This window comes from Rhizobiaceae bacterium, from assembly GCA_023953835.1.
In the GTDB taxonomy this organism is placed as follows: Bacteria; Pseudomonadota; Alphaproteobacteria; order Rhizobiales; family Rhizobiaceae; genus Mesorhizobium_G.
The window spans coordinates 3,233,467-3,250,375 of the sequence record JAMLJB010000001.1 but is presented as its reverse complement, the minus strand read 5'-3'; the positions used below and the strand labels follow the sequence as shown (position 1 = coordinate 3,250,375).

Genomic DNA, 16,909 nt, shown 5'->3' with positions numbered 1-16,909 from the left:
GCGAAAATAGCTGTTTTGCGTCTCCGCACAATGGATAATTCGCCATTCACTTCTTTGAAAGTGCCGCACGCAACTTGTCGGCGAAGGCGCTGCCCTCGGCATTTTCGCCCTCCGGTTGAAGCAAATCTCCGGCTGCGTCGGCATCGCGCTTGCGCGGATAGGGGTCTATGCCAAGGCCGAAATATTCCTCGGCCAGCGCGCCGACATCGATCGTATCGCCTGAAAAAACCTCGGGACTGTCCGGCCCCTCGGGATCGAGCACGATTTCACCGCCAAGCCCGAATCCTTCACGGCCAAGCTTCGATTGCTGCGGCAGGAACACGGTCTCGATCTCCTCGCGGACCTTGTTCGCAACTGGCTCCAGCGTAACGATGCAGCTCTGGACGACAGACGCCTCCACTACGCCTGCAACCTTCACGCCGTTGCGCTTCCATGGCGTCACCATGAGGTTCGCCACCAGCGAATCGACCTGCTCCAGCCCATGTGTCTCGGCAAGCTCGCGTCGCTGCTCGTCATCCGCCTCGATGCGAACAGACATGCCGCGCTGCGGCAGGCGCGCCACATTCACGACGTATGAAATTGGGCTCCGCTCCACTTCGTCCTGCCGTTTCAACTCACTCTCCCGCCGCACCGGCGCTCGGAAAGCGCAGGCTTCCTGAGAGGATTTCCGCTTCGCCCTGCCCCTGCAGCAGGCTTTCCGCGCCGAGCGCATAGCGCGCCATCGGTCCGCCGAACGCCCAGCCGGGATTTTCCGGCACCGCGTTGCGTGCGAGCGCGGCGGCAAGCGCCGGCTCATCGTCCGAATCGAGCGCCTGCCCGTAGGAAGCGGCACGTCCGTAGAACATTTTCGCCAGCTTTTTCATGCGCTTGGGCACGCCGACGTCGCCAATGCCAAGCTCGCGCAGCGAGTGATCGACCTCGGTGAAAAACATATCGGTCAGTTCCTGCGCGACATCGCGCAGCGCTTTGGAGCCTTTGGTCAGCCGCCGCATGGCGAGGATCATATGCAATGAGATCATCTCGAATCGCCCGAGCGGCGTGTCCGGCACGTCCCAGTTTGAATAAAAATGCGGCTGCCGTGCCGCTGCCATGATTGCTGCGTAAAGGGCGGCGGTAATTTCGCGGTTCGCATCGTTTTCACGTTTGAAGAAACGCTGGAAAATCACGGTCGGCAAAGCCCTTCGATTGCGGTTCGCGCTGGTTGCATAGGACACAAAGCTGGTTTACCGGTTCTGCGGCACCGTGCAAGGGCATTGGCATCATAGGGAGTTGTTGTTGAGCGCATCGGTTTTCAAGAGGCCGAAGGGACGCGGCCTTGCATTGACGGCAAGCCTGCTGGCAGCGGGAATGGCCTCGGGATGCAATACATCCAAGACATTCGGCGATCTCACGCCCTCCGAAACCATTAGCCAGGGATATGTCGTGGATCAGCAGGCAATCGACATGGTTCCCATCGGCTCGAGCCGTGAGCAGGTCATTCTTGCGCTTGGCAGCCCGTCGACGACAGCGACCTTCGACAACGAAGCGTTCTACTACATTTCCCAGACGCGCCGTCGCTCGGTTGCCTTCGCCAAGCCGAAGCTGGTGGACCAGCGCGTGCTGGCCGTCTATTTCGGACCGGACGATCGCGTGACCCAGATCGCCAATTACGGTTTGAAGGACGGCAAGCTGTTCGATTTCATTTCGCGCACCACGCCGACCGGCGGCAAGGACCGCACCTTCCTCGGCCAGATCCTTTCCGGCGCGGGCGAAGATTCCGACCTGACCAAGACTTTGCTCGGCGGCTGATTTCTTCAAGTCAAAGAAAAGGCCCGCGGGATCGCTCCCGCGGGCCTTTTTTCTTGCGGCGCGGCTTATGCGCCGTGTGCGAGCACTGCCAGCAGCAGCAGCGCGACAATGTTGGTGATCTTGATCGCCGGGTTCACCGCCGGGCCAGCCGTGTCCTTGTAGGGATCGCCGACCGTGTCGCCGGTAACGGAGGCCTTGTGCGCTTCCGAACCCTTGAGATGCTTCACGCCGTCCTTGTCGGTGAAGCCATCCTCGAACGACTTCTTGGCATTGTCCCATGCACCGCCGCCCGAGGTCATCGAAATCGCCACGAACAGTCCGTTGACGATCACGCCGAGCAGGGATGCACCAAGAGCAGCGAACGCCGACGCCTTGGAACCCGAAATCAGCAGCACGCCGAAATAGACGACCAGCGGCGCCAGAACCGGCAGCAGCGACGGAACGACCATTTCCTTGATTGCAGCGCGGGTCAGAATGTCGACGGCGCGCGCATAGTTGGGCTTGGATGTGCCCTTCATGATGCCGGGGTTCTCGCGGAACTGCTTGCGCACTTCCTCCACGATGGAGCCTGCCGCGCGACCCACCGCCGTCATGGCTATGCCGCCGAACAAATACGGGATCAGGCCGCCGAAGATCAGGCCGGCGACGACATAGGGGTTCGAAAGGTCGAACGAGACCGTCCCTATTCCGGCGAAATAGGGATATTCAGCCGGGTTCGAGGCGAAGTACTGAAGGTCGTAGCTGTAGGCGGCAAACAGCACCAGCGCGCCGAGACCGGCGGAACCGATGGCATAGCCCTTCGTGACGGCCTTGGTGGTGTTGCCCACCGCGTCGAGCGCGTCGGTTGACTGGCGCACTTCCTTCGGCAGGCCGGACATTTCGGCGATGCCGCCTGCGTTGTCCGTCACCGGACCGAAGGCGTCAAGCGCCACGATCATGCCGGCAAGGCCGAGCATGGTGGTGACCGCGATGCCTGTTCCGAACAGGCCGGCAAGCTGGTAGGTGGCAATGATGCCGCCGACGATCACCAGCGCGGGCAGCGCCGTCGATTCGAGCGAAACCGCAAGGCCCTGGATGACGTTGGTGCCATGACCGGTGACCGAAGCCTGCGCAATCGAGTTGACCGGGCGCTTGTTTGTCCCCGTATAGTACTCGGTTATCACCACGATCAGCGCAGTGACGACGAGGCCGACCAGACCGCAGAAGAAGAGGTTGGTTCCGGTGATCGGCATGCCGCCGACATTGCCGATTTCACCCCAGCCGATGGTCATCGAGGTCGCCGCGCCCAGGCCAACGACGGAGAGAGCCCCCGTCACGATCAGGCCCTTGTACAGCGCGCCCATGATCGAGCCGTTTGCACCGAGCTTGACGAAGAACGTGCCGACTATGGAGGTCAGGATGCACGCGCCGCAGATGGCCAGCGGATAGATCATGACCGAACCGAGAATTGCCGATCCGGCGAAGAAGATCGCGGCCAGAACCATGGTCGCGACCACGGTGACAGCATAGGTCTCGAACAGGTCGGCGGCCATGCCGGCGCAGTCGCCCACATTGTCACCGACATTGTCGGCAATGGTGGCGGGATTGCGCGGATCGTCTTCCGGGATGCCCGCTTCCACCTTGCCCACGAGGTCGCCGCCGACATCCGCACCCTTGGTGAAGATGCCGCCGCCCAAACGCGCGAAGATCGAAATGAGCGACGCACCGAAACCGAGCGCCACGAGCGCATCGATCACCCTGCGATCCGCAGGCTGGTAGCCCATCGGGCCGATCAGCACCCAATAGTAAACCGCCACGCCAAGCAGCGCGAGGCCGGCCACCAGAAGGCCGGTGATCGCGCCCGACTTGAACGCGATGTCCAGTCCCGCGGAAAGGCTGTTTGATGCAGCCTGCGCGGTGCGCACATTGGCGCGCACGGAGACATGCATGCCGATGAAGCCGGCCACGCCCGAAAGCACCGCTCCGATCAGGAAGCCGATGGCGGCCGCCGAAGACAGCAGCCACCAGGCAAGGAAAAAGACCACGACGCCAACGATGGCGATCGTCGTGTACTGCCGGGCCAGATAGGCCTGCGCCCCCTCACGGATGGCAGCGGATATTTCCTGCATGCGCGCGTTTCCCTGGTCGGCGGCAAGCACCGACTGGGTCGCCCAGATCGCATATACGATGGACAACACGCCGCAGAGAATGACAACGTAAAGCATAGTCATGTGCGGAACATTCCTCAGGATATGGCCCCAAAGATCCCTCTCCCCGGGCCGTTCGATGGTAACGAAAGGTTGGCACCTCACGCTATTCGTCGCGGCTTATACCGAAACGGTCAAGTCGCCGTCAAATCATCGATATGATTCTGCCCAGTTTTCGCCGGATTGTGGCCGGTCCGCATATGGCAGCGAAAAGTTCAGGCGGTGCGGGGACGGCGCGAGAATGCAACCACGGCAAGCGCCGACAGGCACACAAAGCAAACAGGAAAGACCACCCAGTTCAGCATGCTCCAGCCGAATGCATTGTAGGTCGCCCCGGCCATCAGCGACGAAAAGGCGACCGTCGAAAACAGCACGAGGTCATGAAAACCCTGCACCTTGCCCTTTTCGGACGGGCGATATGTTTCCGACACGATCGCGGTCGCGCCGATAAAGCCGAAATTCCAGCCGATGCCGAGGAAGATCAGGGCGGACCAGAATTGCCACAGATGGATGCCCGAGAGCGCAACCACGGCGCAAAGGATCAGCAGGCCGATGCCGACCGCCACGATGGTCTCCGCGCCATAGCGCTGTATCAGTCGCCCGGTGAAGAAGCTCGGCCCAAACATCGCCATGACATGCCAGGAGATGCCAAGCGTCGCCTCGTCCGTGGTGAAGCCGCATCCCACCATTGCCAGCGGCGCGCCGGTCATGACGAAACTCATCAACGAATAGGAGCCGACGCCGCAGATCATCGCGGCGAGGAAACGCCGGTCGGAGATGATTTCGCCCAAAGGGCGCGCAGGTGCGGCGGCCGATCCGTCGCTTCTTGCCGTTGCCGATTGAGGCTTGAGGAAAAGCAGGATCGCTGCGCCGACGGCAGCCAGCACAATAATCGAGGCGAACGATCCGGCAAACATGACGGGTTGAAGCAGGTCGCGCGTGAAGATGACGATCTGCGGCCCGAGCAGCGCTGTCACCACGCCGCCTGCGAGCACGAACGAGATTGCACGCGCCTTGAACTGGACTGGCGCGTTGTCAGCGGCAGCGAAGCGGAACTGCTGGACAAAGGAGTTGCCGATCCCGAGCACCGCGAGCGCTGCGGTAAACAGCCAGAAATTCGACTGCATCAATGCCATTGTGGCAATAATTCCGCCCAGCGCCGTTATGAGCGTGCCGGTCAGGAACCCGCCCCGCTGGCCCATCGCGCGGATTGTCGCGGCAGCAGGAAGCGCGCCAACGGCCATGCCGCACACGAAGGCCGTTATCGGCGCGGTCGCAAGCGATTTGTCGGGACCGAGCAGGCTGTAGCCAACCAGCCCGCCCACCGACAGCGCGACCGGGTTTGCCGATCCGATGATCGCCTGGGCGGCAGCGAGCACCAGCGCATTGCGCTTCGCATCAGCCGCCGCGACCGTCATTCCGCGCTCTTTCCCCTGCCCTCGCCGCGAACACGACGGGCGACGCGGTCGAGCACCGCATTGACCAGCTTCGGCTCGTCCTCGTCATAGAACGCCTTGGCGATGTCTACATATTCCGAAACGATAACCGCAACCGGAACATCGTCGCGCTTTGTCAACTCATAGACGCCCGCGCGCAAAATGGCGCGCAGCGTGGAGTCGAGGCGCGACAGCGGCCAGTCCTCCGTCAGCGACTGGCCGATCAGGGGATCGACTTCCGTCTGGTTTTCCACGACGCCGGCCAGAATGGCGCGAAACCATTGCGCATCGGCCTCCCGATAGAGCGCGCCGTCGACTTCCTTGCCGAGCCGGAAAGATTCATATTCCGCCGTGGTCTCCAGCAGGCCGCTGCCGGTGACGTCCATCTGGTAGAGCGCCTGCACGGCTGCCAGCCGCGCCGCGCCCCTCTTGTTCGCCTGCCTGACCGGCTGGCCGTCCTTGCCGGAAGGGTTCACGCGTCGCCTCCGAGGCGTTCCTTGAGCGCGATCATGGTCAGCGCGGCGCGGGCAGCGAAGCCGCCCTTGTCGCCGTCGTTCCTGCGAGCCCGGACCCACGCCTGCTCCTCGTTTTCCGTGGTCAGGATGCCGTTGCCAATCGCCAGCGATTGCTGGACCGACAGATCCATCAAGGCGCGGCTCGATTCATTGGCCACGATGTCGAAGTGATAGGTGTCGCCGCGAATAACGGTGCCAAGCGCCACATAGCCGTCATAGGCCGTTCCGCCGTCGACCGCGCCGTCAAGCGCAAAGGAGATGACGGCTGGGATTTCCAGCGACCCGGGAACCGTGATCACGTCATAGGTGGCGCCCGCTTCCTCCAGCGCCTGCTTTGCGCCGTCGAGCAGGGCGTCCGACAGGTCGTCGTGAAAGCGCGCTTCCACGATCAACAGGTGCGCCTGCCGCTCGGGACGGATGAAAGCCTTGCCGTGATTCGATATGCCAGCCATCGGGAACTCCGGAAACGCGGGTCAATTAGGCCGAAGCCGCGAGGAGAGCAAGCGCTTCGTCGCCTCTGTTTTCACAATCCCTGCGCAGCGGCTTCCGACAGCCGCGCCGCATAGCGCGCCATGGTATCGATTTCGATATTCACGCGGTCGCCCGCCTGCCTTTCGCCCCATGTCGTGACGCTCAGGGAGTGGTGGATCAGCAGCACGTCGAACAGCCGTCCGTCCACCTTGTTGACGGTGAGCGAAGTGCCGTCCAGAGCCACGGAACCCTTGGGCGCAATGAATTTGGCCAGTTCTTTCGGCGACTCCAGCGTGAAGCGCACGGCCTCACCCTCGGGCTTGCGGCTGACGATCCCGGCCATGCCGTCGACATGCCCCGACACGATGTGTCCGCCAAGCTCGTCGCCCAGTTTCAGGGCGCGCTCCAGATTGAGCCGGGTGCCCGCCTGCCAGCCGGAAGCGGTGGTAAGCCGCAACGCCTCCTCCCACGCCTCCACCTCGAACCAGCGGGCGTTTGCGCCCCCGTCGGGCAATCCGACCACCGTCAGGCACACGCCTGCGCACGCTATCGACGCGCCGATGTCGATGGTCGCGGAATCATAAGCCGTCTCGATTCGAAACCGCACGCCTTCCGGCAAGGGGTTTGCGGACGCCACGCGTCCGACATCGGTGACAATTCCTGTGAACATCAGCTTGTCCTCGTCCACTCACGGCAAATATCCTCGCCAAAGCGTTCCTCACGGCTGAGGACGAAGCCGTCCGGTATAGTGGTTTCGTCGATGGGTGACGCAATGCCGCCGTCGCCGATCTTCACTGGCCCGCGAAAGAGCACGATGCGGTCGACCACACCGTCGGCGAGAAAGGCACGGGCGGTTTCGCCACCGCCCTCGACCAGAATGCGCGACATGCCGCGCGCCGCAATATCCTCAAGCAATTCGGGCAGCGCAATGCGACCCTCGTGCATTTCGCTGGCGAAAAAGCCCACCCCGCGCGCGGCGAGACTTTCGCGCTTTTCCGGCTCGCACTCGGAAGACGGCGTGACGAAAACCGGCACTTTTCCGCCACTTTCGACCAGCTTCGATGCCAGCGGGAGCCTGAGAAGCGGATCGATCACGATGCGCGCCGGCGAGCGTTTCTCCAGACCCGGCAGCCTGACAGTCAGTTCAGGATCGTCGGCCATCGCAGTGCCGATCCCGACCAGAACCGCATCGCATTCGGCCCGCATCAGATGGACCTGCGCCCGCGACACAGCCCCGGTAATCGCAACCTGCCCGGCCCCTTTCCTGCCGATATAGCCATCCGAAGAAATCGCAATCTTCAGAATGACTTCCGGCCTTTTCTCAACAGACCGAATGAGATAGCCGGACATCAGGTCGGCAGCCTCGTCGGCAAGCACGTGCTCGGTCACGGCAATGCCGGCGTCGCGCAGGATTGCATAGCCTTTGCCCGACACGCGGTCGTCGGGATCGCTCGCCGCGCCAACCACGCGCTTTATGCCCGCCGCGACAAGGGCGTTGGCGCAAGGTGGCGTGCGACCATGATGGGCACAGGGTTCGAGCGTCACGTAGGCCGTTGCGCCACGCACCAATTCGCCTGCTTCTTCAATGGCTTGCGGCTCGGCATGCGGCCTTCCGCCAATCGCCGTCACCCCGCGCCCGACAATCACGCCGTCGCGGACGATGAGCGTTCCGACCGACGGATTCGTGCCGGTCAAACCAAGATGGCGGCGGGAAAACCGGATTGCCGCCGCCATGAATCTGCGGTCGGATTCGGCATCGGACGAAGTGCTCACTCCGGTTCCTCATCGCCGCGCAATTCGCCCAGAACATCGTGGAAATCCTTGGCTTCCCTGAAATTCCGGTAGACGGAGGCAAAGCGCACATAGGCCACCTCGTCCAGCGATTTCAGCGCTTCCATGACCAGCCGTCCGATCTCCTCGGAGGCGATTTCGCTCTCGCCGGAGCTTTCCAACTGCCGCACCATTCCGGTCACCGCACGGTCCACGCGGTCCGGGTCGACGTTGCGCTTGCGAACCGCAATCTGCAACGAACGCAATAACTTATCGCGGTCGAACGGAACCTTGCGACCAGACTTTTTGACCACGGTCAGGTCGCGCAACTGCACTCGTTCGAAGGTGGTGAACCGTCCGCCGCAATCCGGGCAGACGCGACGCCGACGAATGGCCGAGCCATCCTCAGCGGGACGGGAATCCTTGACCTGGGTATCTTCCGATTGGCAGTAGGGACAGCGCATCCGAAACCTTCCGGGGAATCTCTGCGCAATCACTTAGTGTAAATTGCCGGAAACGCAAAGCGTTCGCGAATTTGCAACCACAGATTGTGGTTTCTCGCGCAAAATGCGCGTATTCGCCAAGAATACGCGCATAAAAGGTCCATTTTGCGCGAAGGTCAGCCGAGATAGGGATAGAGCGGAAAACGCTCCGTCAGCTTCTCGACCTTCGCCTTCACAACCGCCTCGACCGAGGCGTTGCCCTCGTCCGAATTGGCCGCCTTGAGACCGTCGAGCACTTCGGCGATCAGTTTGCCAATCTCGCGGAACTCCGCCTGTCCGAAGCCACGCGTGGTACCCGCAGGCGTGCCGAGGCGAACACCGGAGGTCACGAAGGGCTTTTCGGGATCGAAGGGGATGCCGTTCTTGTTGCAGGTGACATTGGCGCGGCCAAGGGCAGCTTCGGCGCGTTTGCCGGTGGCGTTCTTCGGACGCAGGTCGACCAGCATGAGATGGTTGTCCGTGCCGCCGGACACGATGTCCAGCCCCGTCTCCTGAAGCGAGGAGGCGAGCGCCTTGGCATTGGCGACGACGTCCTTCGCATAGACCTTGAATTCGGGCTTCAGCGCCTCGCCGAAGGCGACCGCCTTGGCGGCGATGACATGCATCAGCGGGCCGCCCTGCAATCCCGGGAACACGGCGGAATTGATCTTCTTGGCGATGTCCTCGTCATTGGTCAGCACCATGCCGCCGCGCGGCCCGCGCAGCGATTTATGGGTGGTGGTGGTGACGACATGGGCATGGGGCAGCGGCGACGGATGCTGGCCGCCCGCGACCAGCCCCGCGATATGCGCCATGTCGACCATCAGCCAAGCGCCGACCGCATCGGCGATCTCGCGAAAGCGCTTCCAGTCCCAGATTCGGGAATAGGCTGTGCCGCCGGCAAGGATCAGCTTCGGCTTGTGCTCATGGGCGAGGCGTTCGATCTCGTCCATGTCGAGCAGGTGGTCGTCGCGCCGCACGCCGTAGGAGACGACCTTGAACCACTTGCCCGACATGTTGACCGGCGAGCCATGCGTCAGGTGGCCGCCCGAATTGAGGTCGAGCCCCATGAAAGTGTCGCCCGGCTGAAGCAAGGCGAGGAACACGGCCTGGTTCATCTGGCTGCCGGAATTGGGCTGCACATTGGCGAACTTGCAGTCGAACAGCTTCTTCGCGCGTTCGATGGCCAGTTCCTCGGCAATGTCGACGAACTGGCAGCCGCCATAATAGCGCTTGCCGGGATAGCCCTCGGCATATTTGTTGGTCATGATCGAGCCTTGCGCCTCAAGAACGGCGCGGGACACGATGTTTTCGGACGCGATCAGTTCGATCTCGTGACGCTGGCGGCCAAGCTCCTTGCGGATCGCGCCGAAGATTTCGGGATCGATCTCTTCCAATGGAGCGGTGAAGAAAGTATCGGCGTTGGAAATCGTGCCTGCCTGTGCCATCCAAGTTCCCTCCTGAGCAATGCCCGGGCTTTCGAATTACTGGCGTGCGCCTTAGCACGCACTGCCGTCGCAAGTCACCGCCGCAATCCGAATTTCGCTTGCTCTTTTGCGACTGCTACCGCTTGCGCCTGCCGTTGTCCTGATGCAGCGCCTGCTGCATCGTGACTTCGGCCATGACCTGGCGCATCGTGGTGTCGTTGATCTTCTCGTCGCGGGTCAGTTGCAGCAGCGCAATCCGCTCGGCGGCAAGGGCTGCCTCGCGCATCTCTGAAAGAATGGGCGACGTTTCGCTGGCAGATGGCGTATCTCCCTGCACGGCAATGATCCTTTGCCGATAGAGCGAGATCAATTGCGATGCCACGGCCCGACGCGCCTCGACCTCGGAAGCGTCGTCGGTCGGCTTCCCCGCCAATTCCTCGATCGTGCGAATGGCAGCTTCGGCGGCGGTCACCCGCGCCAGCCGCTCCTCGTTCGCGGCCACGTCTCCGCTTTCGAGAGGCATCTTCCGCGCCAGCACAGGAAGGGTCAGGCTGGCGATCACCAGCGAGCAGATGATGACGCCCGCCGCGATATAGATGGCGACGTCGCGCGCCGGAAAGGGCGATCCGTCCGGCAGTGACAGCGGCAGCGAAAGGATGCCCGCGAGCGTGATCGCGCCGCGCACGCCCGCAAGCGCCATGATGATTTTGCCCACCAGCGTCAGGTGTTCGTATTTCGTGCCCCGCCGGCGATGGACAAGCCCCCGCAGCGAGGAAATGCTGTCGATCCAGAGGTAGCGGATCAGAAGCAGGATCAGGGTGAGGATGATGACGGCCAGAATCGGTTCGGGCGAGGAGCCGTAGATCGACAGTTCAGGAGGCGTCCTGCGGACGATCTCGGGGAGCTGGAGGCCGAGCACGATAAAAATCGCACCGTTGAAGACGAAGGAAACCAGCTCGTTGAGCGCTGCATTCTGCATGCGCGCGGGCGCGGTCAGAGGAAGGCTGATGGGCATTCGCTGCAGGGCAAGGAAACCCGCCGCGCTGAACGACAGCCCGGCCGAGACGGCGGCGAGGATGCCGGACGCATCGAGGAACTCGGCGAGCAGATAGGCAGCGAAAGGCAGCAGAAGCAGCAGCACCACCTGCACCTGCGGGCGAACGTCGCCGGCCTTGGTGATAAGACCGAGCAGGAAGGCCGTCGCCCAGAAGGTGGCCACACCGCAGAACACCCCGCCGGCGACGACAGCGACAAAGCTTGCCGCCGTATCGGTGAAGGAGAACTGCCCGGTCAGCGCAGCCGCCACCGCAAACCGAAATATGACAAGGCCGGTGGCATCATTGAGAAGCGATTCACCTTCGAGCACATGGCGCACCCGGCCCGGAAAGCCGTCCTTGTCGATGATCGAGCCGACGGCGACGGGATCGGTTGGCGACAACACGGCGGCAAGGGCAAATGCCACCGGCAGCGGCACCACAGGGATGAGCCAGTTCAGCGCATAGCCGAACACGATGGTGGTAAACAGCGACAGTCCGAACGCCAGGCTGAGGATAGGCCCCAGAAACTCGCGAAATTCGCGCTTCGGCGCCAGATGACCATCGAGGAACAACAGCGGCGGGATGAACACCAGCATGAAGATTTCCGGGTTCAGCTCAACCTGCAAGCCGCGCGCCGGGATCGCAAGCACAACCCCGAGTAAGATCTGCACGATCGGCAACGGCACGGGAATGAAGCGCACTATCACCCCGGACAGCGCGACCATGAGAAGCAGAAGCAGAATGAGCGTGACTGTCGGCATGCTTCGCGCGCTGCCTTTGCGGGCAAGATCGAATGCAACAGTTCTGTCCCGAAACGGGGGATTTTGCGAGCGGATTTTACGAGGCCGACATCGGGCTCAAAGCTTGCGTCCCGCGCGAGCCAGCCCGTGGGCGACAAGGCGATCGATGATCTCGGCATAACCGACACCGCTCGCGCCCATCACCTTCGAATACATGCTGATGTCGGTGAAGCCCGGAATGGTGTTCAGTTCGTTGACCAGTATGCGCATGTCCGGAGTGACAAAGAAATCCGCGCGCGCCATGCCGTCGCAGCCGAGCGCCCGAAAGGCGCGCAGCGCCAGCGCGCGCACCTTGTCCTCGACTTCCTGCGGCAGTTCCGCCGGCACCTTCAGCGCCGCGCCGTCCTCGTCGATATATTTGGCGTCATAAGTATAGAACCCGTGGCTCTGTGCCGGGACAATCTCGCCGGTTCGCGACACGAACAACGCGCCATCCTCATCTTCCAGAACGGCGCATTCGATTTCGCGGCCCTGAATAAATGCTTCGGCAAGCAGCTTGTTGTCGTGGCGAAAACCTTCGGCAAGCGCGGCATCGTACTCTGCGGCGGTCGACACCTTGCTGACGCCAACGGATGACCCCTGCCGCGCGGGCTTGATGAAAACAGGCAGGCCGAGCGCCTGTCGAAGCTCCTCGAAGGCGGGCGCATGGCCCGGATGAATCGTGACCGCTTCCGCCGAGGGAATGCCCGCCTCTTTCATCAGCCGCTTTGCGATATCCTTGTCGAGCGCGTTGGCCGAGCCGAGTATTCCGCAGCCAGCCAGCGGCACGCCGCAAACCTCCGCAAGGCCCTGCACCGCACCGTCTTCACCATGAAGTCCATGCAGGACGGGAAAGAGGATGTCGATTTTCGGAAAAAGCGCCGTCGCGCCGTCTTCGGCAAGCACGATCCCCTGCCCCTGCCCGCCCGGCAGCAGAGCGAGTCTCTTTCCGTCCAACGGCTTTGCCAGCACGCCGTTTTCAAATGCGCTGAGGAGCCATCGGCCATCGCGCGCCACATAGATCGGAACCGCTTCGTACCGGGCCGGCGACAGCGCCTTCATGACATTGGTGGCCGACAGCACCGAGACATCGTGCTCGGCGGAACGGCCGCCGAACAGTACGCCAATACGCAACCTGCCGGAAATGTCGGTCAAAGTCAGCCTCGCGCGGAAGGGGTCCGGAAGAATGGACAAGAAAAAAGCCGCCCGGATTTTCGGACGGCTTTCTGTTTAATTTCAAAGCATTAGAGCGCTGAAGTGATCTGCAGCTCGTCCACCCCGTCGCGACCGTAAATGTCGTCGCGGAACTGCACGACGCCGGGTCCGGTGGACCATGCCGAGACATAAAGGAAGTGGACCGGCACAGGGTCCGCAACGGAGATGGGATTGTTCTCGCCCGCCTTGATCGCGGCCTCGATCTGCTGGCGGTTCCAGCCCGGCGTGTTCTTCAGGATCCAGGTCACGAGGTCGCGCACATTCTGCACGCGCACGCATCCCGAAGAGTCGAAGCGCATCAGCTTGTTGAACAGGCTCTGCGTCGGGGTGTCGTGCATGTAGACGCCGTCCGGCGACGGGAAGTTGATCTTCACCGATGCCATCGCGTTGATCTTGCCCGGGTCCTGCCGCATGCGGTAGCGCGCGGCTTCCTCGGTGTTCCAGTCGATCGATTCCGGCGGAATCTCCTGCCCGTCCGGGCCGATGATATGGATGTTGTTGTCGGTCAGGTAATTCGGGTTCTTCCGCATCAGCGGAATGATGTCCTTGCGGATGATCGATTCCGGCGCGTTCCAGTAGGGATTGATGATGATTTCGTTGATCTTGGAGTTCACAACCGGCGTCTGGCGGTCGATCTTGCCGACAATGGCGGTATGGCGCAGCACCACGCGGCCGTTTTCGACGGCTTCGACCTGCGCAGCGGGAATGTTGACCAGCACATAGCGATGACCGAGATCGGGGGTCGACTGGAGACGCACAAGATTGGTCTCAAGCTGGCCAAGGCGCACCTGCGCCGAAATGTTCAGGGCGGCAAAGGTGTATTTGCCGGTCACGCCGTCGGCAGGCAGGCCATGGCGCTTCTGGAACCGCTTCAACGCCGCATCGACATAGGTGTCGAAGGCGGACGAGACACCGGCTTCACGAGCGAGGTCGCCCGACGCGATCAGCCGCTGGCGCAGCGCCTGCACATCCGGATCGGTCACGCCGATCTGCAGCTTCTTGGTTGACGGCACCTGCGGCCAGCCGCCCTGCGCGGCGAGGTTGCGGTAGTCGTTGATCGCCTGTTGCGTGTAGGCGATGGTCTGCGGCGAGAAAATCGGGAGGGTGGTGGAAATCTTGGTCTGCTGGCCGCTGGCCGAAACCTGCGCGTCGAACGTGTCGTCCCAGTTTCCGCGACGCGGCGATGCCAACACGTCGAGAAGGAAGTCCTGTTCCTGCGCCATCGCGCCACGAGCGATTGCCGAAAGCGCGAGCGCTCCCGTTCCAGCCAAGAAGAAGCGTCTGCTCTTGTTCAAATCCACTGCGTCCACCTGTAACGGAATGTAGGTCGGGCGTTTTTAAAGCGTCAACCTTAACATTAATTCACCGTGCGCCTTCACGCGGAGCGGCCTGTCCGATGCGCCGCCAGCCTATAGGCGTGATTTCCCTCGATGAAATCTGCGTAGCCATGTGATTATGGCCTTAGTTAGGCCCATTCAACCCACAAGCATGTGAGCGACGGCAAAGCCGCGAGCAAGCCACGCAAAGCGTGACACAATAGCAACGCAGGGCACCCGCGGGCGCCTCCTGCCGGAGGCGCCGTCGGGCGACAGGCAAAACGTGGCGCTGCGTATCACATGCGGTATGCGATGGTGTCGTTCCAGAAGCGGTCGAGCCGCTGGAGCGCGCGGTTCATCTGCTTGAACTCGTCCTGGTTGATGCCGCCGACCTGCTCGATGGAGCCGATATGGCGCTCATAGAGCTTGCCGACGACTTCCGCGATGTCCTGCCCCTTCGGCGTCAAGCTGATGCGGACCGAGCGGCGGTCGATGCGCGAACGCTGGTGATTGATGAAGCCGAGATCGACCAGCTTCTTCAGATTGTAGGACACGTTCGAGCCGAGATAGTAGCCGCGCGAGCGCAATTCGCCCGCCGTCAGCTCCGCATTGCCGATGTTGAACAACAGCAGCGCCTGGATCGCATTGATGTCCGACCGGCCGTTGCGCTCAAATTCATCCTTGATGACATCAAGCAAACGGCGATGAAGTCTTTCAACAAGTTGAAGAGATTCCATGTATAGCGTGCGAATAGCCTCACGGCGATCGCCAGACGCGGGGGCGGGTGTCGCCGCCGGACGCGAGTTGATCATGGTTATTACCTTTCGTTTGTCGCCCGGTGGCTTTTTGTTTTTGTGCCACCTTGTCCCGAACGGTAACCGCCACCCATAAAATTCGACTTAAACGCCAGCGTTAACGGAAGGTTAAAAAGAGGAGGTTTCCAAACAGGGTTAAGAAAGGGTTTGTCGAGCAAACTTTCTTAACTTTTGCCGAGCCGGCTATTCGTCCTGCGCGGCCTTGCGCCCGCGATAGACGAGGTACCAGAGGATCGCATAGATGGATATTGCAGCGACATGGGCGCCCACGATGGGCAGCCGATAGCCGAATATATGCGGATAGACGACATACATCGCGGTTTCGGCCACGGCGCAGATGAACCACACCGCCGCGCCCCACGATGCGGTCATCCAAAGGCCGATGGCCGCAAAGGGAAAGAAGCAGGCGAGGCAGACGCTGGCCACCTGCCAGTAGATCGGCATCAGGTCGAAGCGCCAGAGCATGCCGGGATGATAGCCGATCAGCCTGATCCAGTAGAGAACGCCGAACAGCAGGCAGTAGCCCGCGATCACGCGCTGGAACCACACGAACGCAAGTTCCGCGCTTGACGGCTCGATGCGGGCGCGGCGTGTGGAGAAGGCGTTCAAAACGTCAGGTCTCCCCCCGGCAACGGCGCGAAATAGGCATCGGCATCGGCTTGCGAGACCTGCTTTATCGATGCCGGATCCCAGACCGGCGTCGCCCCCTTGTCGACAATCGCCGCCCGGATGCCCTCGTAGAAATCATGGCCCGCCAGCATGCGGTTGACGATGCGGAACTCCATTCTCATGCACTCTTCCATGGAATGCGACAGCCCGCGTGCGATTTCCTGGAAGGTGACGCGCAGGCTGGTGGGCGATTTGGTCCTGAGCGTTGCAAGGATCTTGTCGGCCTCCGCGTCGCCGGCGTTCTTCTCCAGCGCTGCAAAGATTGCGTCGAGCGTCGGCTCGCCGAACCACCCGTCGATCTTCTCCCAGATCTCGCGCGGCGTTTCACGCGGCGGCATGGTGAAAAAATTGCGCAGCACGCCCTCGGCCTCGCCGTTGCGCGCGAGCATCTCCAGAAGCGCGCCGAGATGTTCGGACTTGACCGGATGCGTGGCCAGTCCCGACCACAGCGCGTCTCCCCATTTGATCCGCGTGCCGGTCAGGCCGAGATACATGCCGAAATTGTCGGCAAGGTCCGGCAGGAGATGACTGCCGCCGACATCGGGGAAAAAGCCGATGCCGACCTCCGGCATTGCGAACTGGGCGTTCTCGGTCATCACCCGGTGCGAGCCGTGGAAGGAAAGCCCGACGCCGCCACCCATGACGATGCCGTCGATCAGGGCGATGTAAGGCTTGCGGAACTTCTCGATCTGGACGTTCAGGCGATATTCGTCGGCGAAGAACTCGACCGGAGGATTTGCGCGGCCATTGTAGATGGCCATGAGGTCGCCGCCCGCCGAAAACGCCCTGCCCTCGCCCTTGATGACGACCAGCGCGACATTGGCGTTGCGCTCCCATGCGCCGAGCGCCGCCGAAATGGCCTTGACCATGCGATGGTTGAGCGCGTTCAGCGCGTTCGGCCGGGTGAGCGTGATGATCCCGGCAGCGCCCAAATGCTCGAAGCGCACGTCCTCGCCACCGCCGAAGTCCGCACCCCTGGCTTCCATCGCCATCAGCTGATCCC

17 protein-coding genes are annotated in these 16,909 nt (G+C 62.1%); 1 reads left to right on the top strand and 16 read right to left on the bottom strand.

Annotated elements, in window-relative coordinates; translation table 11 throughout:
- Nucleotides 1–46: 46 nt before the first annotated feature.
- On the bottom strand, nt 47–613 hold the full coding sequence (locus M9924_15210; GenBank protein MCO5065746.1) for a DUF177 domain-containing protein: 567 nt from the start codon (nt 611–613) through the stop codon (nt 47–49).
- A 1-nt stretch (nt 614) separates the two neighbouring features.
- On the bottom strand, nt 615–1,163 hold the full coding sequence (locus M9924_15205; protein MCO5065745.1) for a ubiquinol-cytochrome C chaperone: 549 nt from the start codon (nt 1,161–1,163) through the stop codon (nt 615–617).
- 184 nt (nt 1,164–1,347) lie between these two features.
- Here M9924_15205 and M9924_15200 point away from each other — a divergent pair, with 184 nt between their 5' ends.
- Entirely contained in the window at nt 1,348–1,788 is a 441-nt protein-coding gene (locus M9924_15200) for an outer membrane protein assembly factor BamE (GenBank protein MCO5065744.1), read from the top strand.
- Between the two features lie 65 nt (nt 1,789–1,853).
- On the opposite strand, the gene M9924_15195 is transcribed toward M9924_15200, so the two are convergent.
- From M9924_15195 to M9924_15130, 14 genes are all read right to left on the bottom strand, one after another.
- Nucleotides 1,854–3,998, bottom strand: coding sequence for a sodium-translocating pyrophosphatase (locus tag M9924_15195; protein ID MCO5065743.1), 2,145 nt, complete (start codon nt 3,996–3,998; stop codon nt 1,854–1,856).
- A 191-nt stretch (nt 3,999–4,189) separates the two neighbouring features.
- Entirely contained in the window at nt 4,190–5,392 is a 1,203-nt protein-coding gene (locus M9924_15190; protein ID MCO5065742.1) for an MFS transporter, read from the bottom strand.
- Nucleotides 5,389–5,886 (bottom strand): transcription antitermination factor NusB, encoded by a 498-nt coding sequence (gene nusB / locus M9924_15185; GenBank protein MCO5065741.1) that lies wholly within the window; start codon nt 5,884–5,886, stop codon nt 5,389–5,391. The genes M9924_15190 and nusB overlap by 4 nt, the downstream gene beginning before the upstream one ends.
- Nucleotides 5,883–6,377 (bottom strand): 6,7-dimethyl-8-ribityllumazine synthase, encoded by a 495-nt coding sequence (locus tag M9924_15180; protein ID MCO5065740.1) that lies wholly within the window; start codon nt 6,375–6,377, stop codon nt 5,883–5,885. The genes nusB and M9924_15180 overlap by 4 nt, the downstream gene beginning before the upstream one ends.
- Before the next feature lie 71 nt (nt 6,378–6,448).
- Nucleotides 6,449–7,066 (bottom strand): riboflavin synthase, encoded by a 618-nt coding sequence (locus M9924_15175; GenBank protein ID MCO5065739.1) that lies wholly within the window; start codon nt 7,064–7,066, stop codon nt 6,449–6,451.
- Entirely contained in the window at nt 7,066–8,130 is a 1,065-nt protein-coding gene (gene ribD / locus M9924_15170; protein MCO5065738.1) for a bifunctional diaminohydroxyphosphoribosylaminopyrimidine deaminase/5-amino-6-(5-phosphoribosylamino)uracil reductase RibD, read from the bottom strand. Before ribD ends, M9924_15175 begins: the two co-directional genes overlap by 1 nt.
- Before the next feature lie 35 nt (nt 8,131–8,165).
- Nucleotides 8,166–8,630, bottom strand: coding sequence for a transcriptional regulator NrdR (nrdR, locus tag M9924_15165; GenBank protein MCO5065737.1), 465 nt, complete (start codon nt 8,628–8,630; stop codon nt 8,166–8,168).
- 155 nt (nt 8,631–8,785) lie between these two features.
- Entirely contained in the window at nt 8,786–10,096 is a 1,311-nt protein-coding gene (locus M9924_15160; GenBank protein ID MCO5065736.1) for a serine hydroxymethyltransferase, read from the bottom strand.
- A gap of 115 nt (nt 10,097–10,211) precedes the next feature.
- Nucleotides 10,212–11,873: a Na+/H+ antiporter gene (locus M9924_15155; GenBank protein ID MCO5065735.1), complete on the bottom strand. Its 1,662-nt coding sequence runs from the start codon at nt 11,871–11,873 to the stop codon at nt 10,212–10,214.
- Between the two features lie 96 nt (nt 11,874–11,969).
- Nucleotides 11,970–13,046, bottom strand: a complete 1,077-nt coding sequence (locus tag M9924_15150) for a D-alanine--D-alanine ligase (GenBank protein ID MCO5065734.1) — start codon at nt 13,044–13,046, stop codon at nt 11,970–11,972.
- An 89-nt stretch (nt 13,047–13,135) separates the two neighbouring features.
- On the bottom strand, nt 13,136–14,401 hold the full coding sequence (locus M9924_15145) for a L,D-transpeptidase family protein (GenBank protein ID MCO5065733.1): 1,266 nt from the start codon (nt 14,399–14,401) through the stop codon (nt 13,136–13,138).
- Nucleotides 14,402–14,718: 317 nt separating this feature from the next.
- A complete protein-coding gene (locus tag M9924_15140) occupies nt 14,719–15,234 on the bottom strand; it encodes a MarR family winged helix-turn-helix transcriptional regulator (GenBank protein MCO5065732.1) in 516 nt (171 codons plus the stop codon).
- 186 nt (nt 15,235–15,420) lie between these two features.
- Nucleotides 15,421–15,846 (bottom strand): DUF6163 family protein, encoded by a 426-nt coding sequence (locus M9924_15135; protein ID MCO5065731.1) that lies wholly within the window; start codon nt 15,844–15,846, stop codon nt 15,421–15,423.
- Nucleotides 15,843–16,898, bottom strand: coding sequence for an enoyl-CoA hydratase/isomerase family protein (locus tag M9924_15130; GenBank protein MCO5065730.1), 1,056 nt, complete (start codon nt 16,896–16,898; stop codon nt 15,843–15,845). Before M9924_15130 ends, M9924_15135 begins: the two co-directional genes overlap by 4 nt.
- Nucleotides 16,899–16,909: the final 11 nt, after the last annotated feature.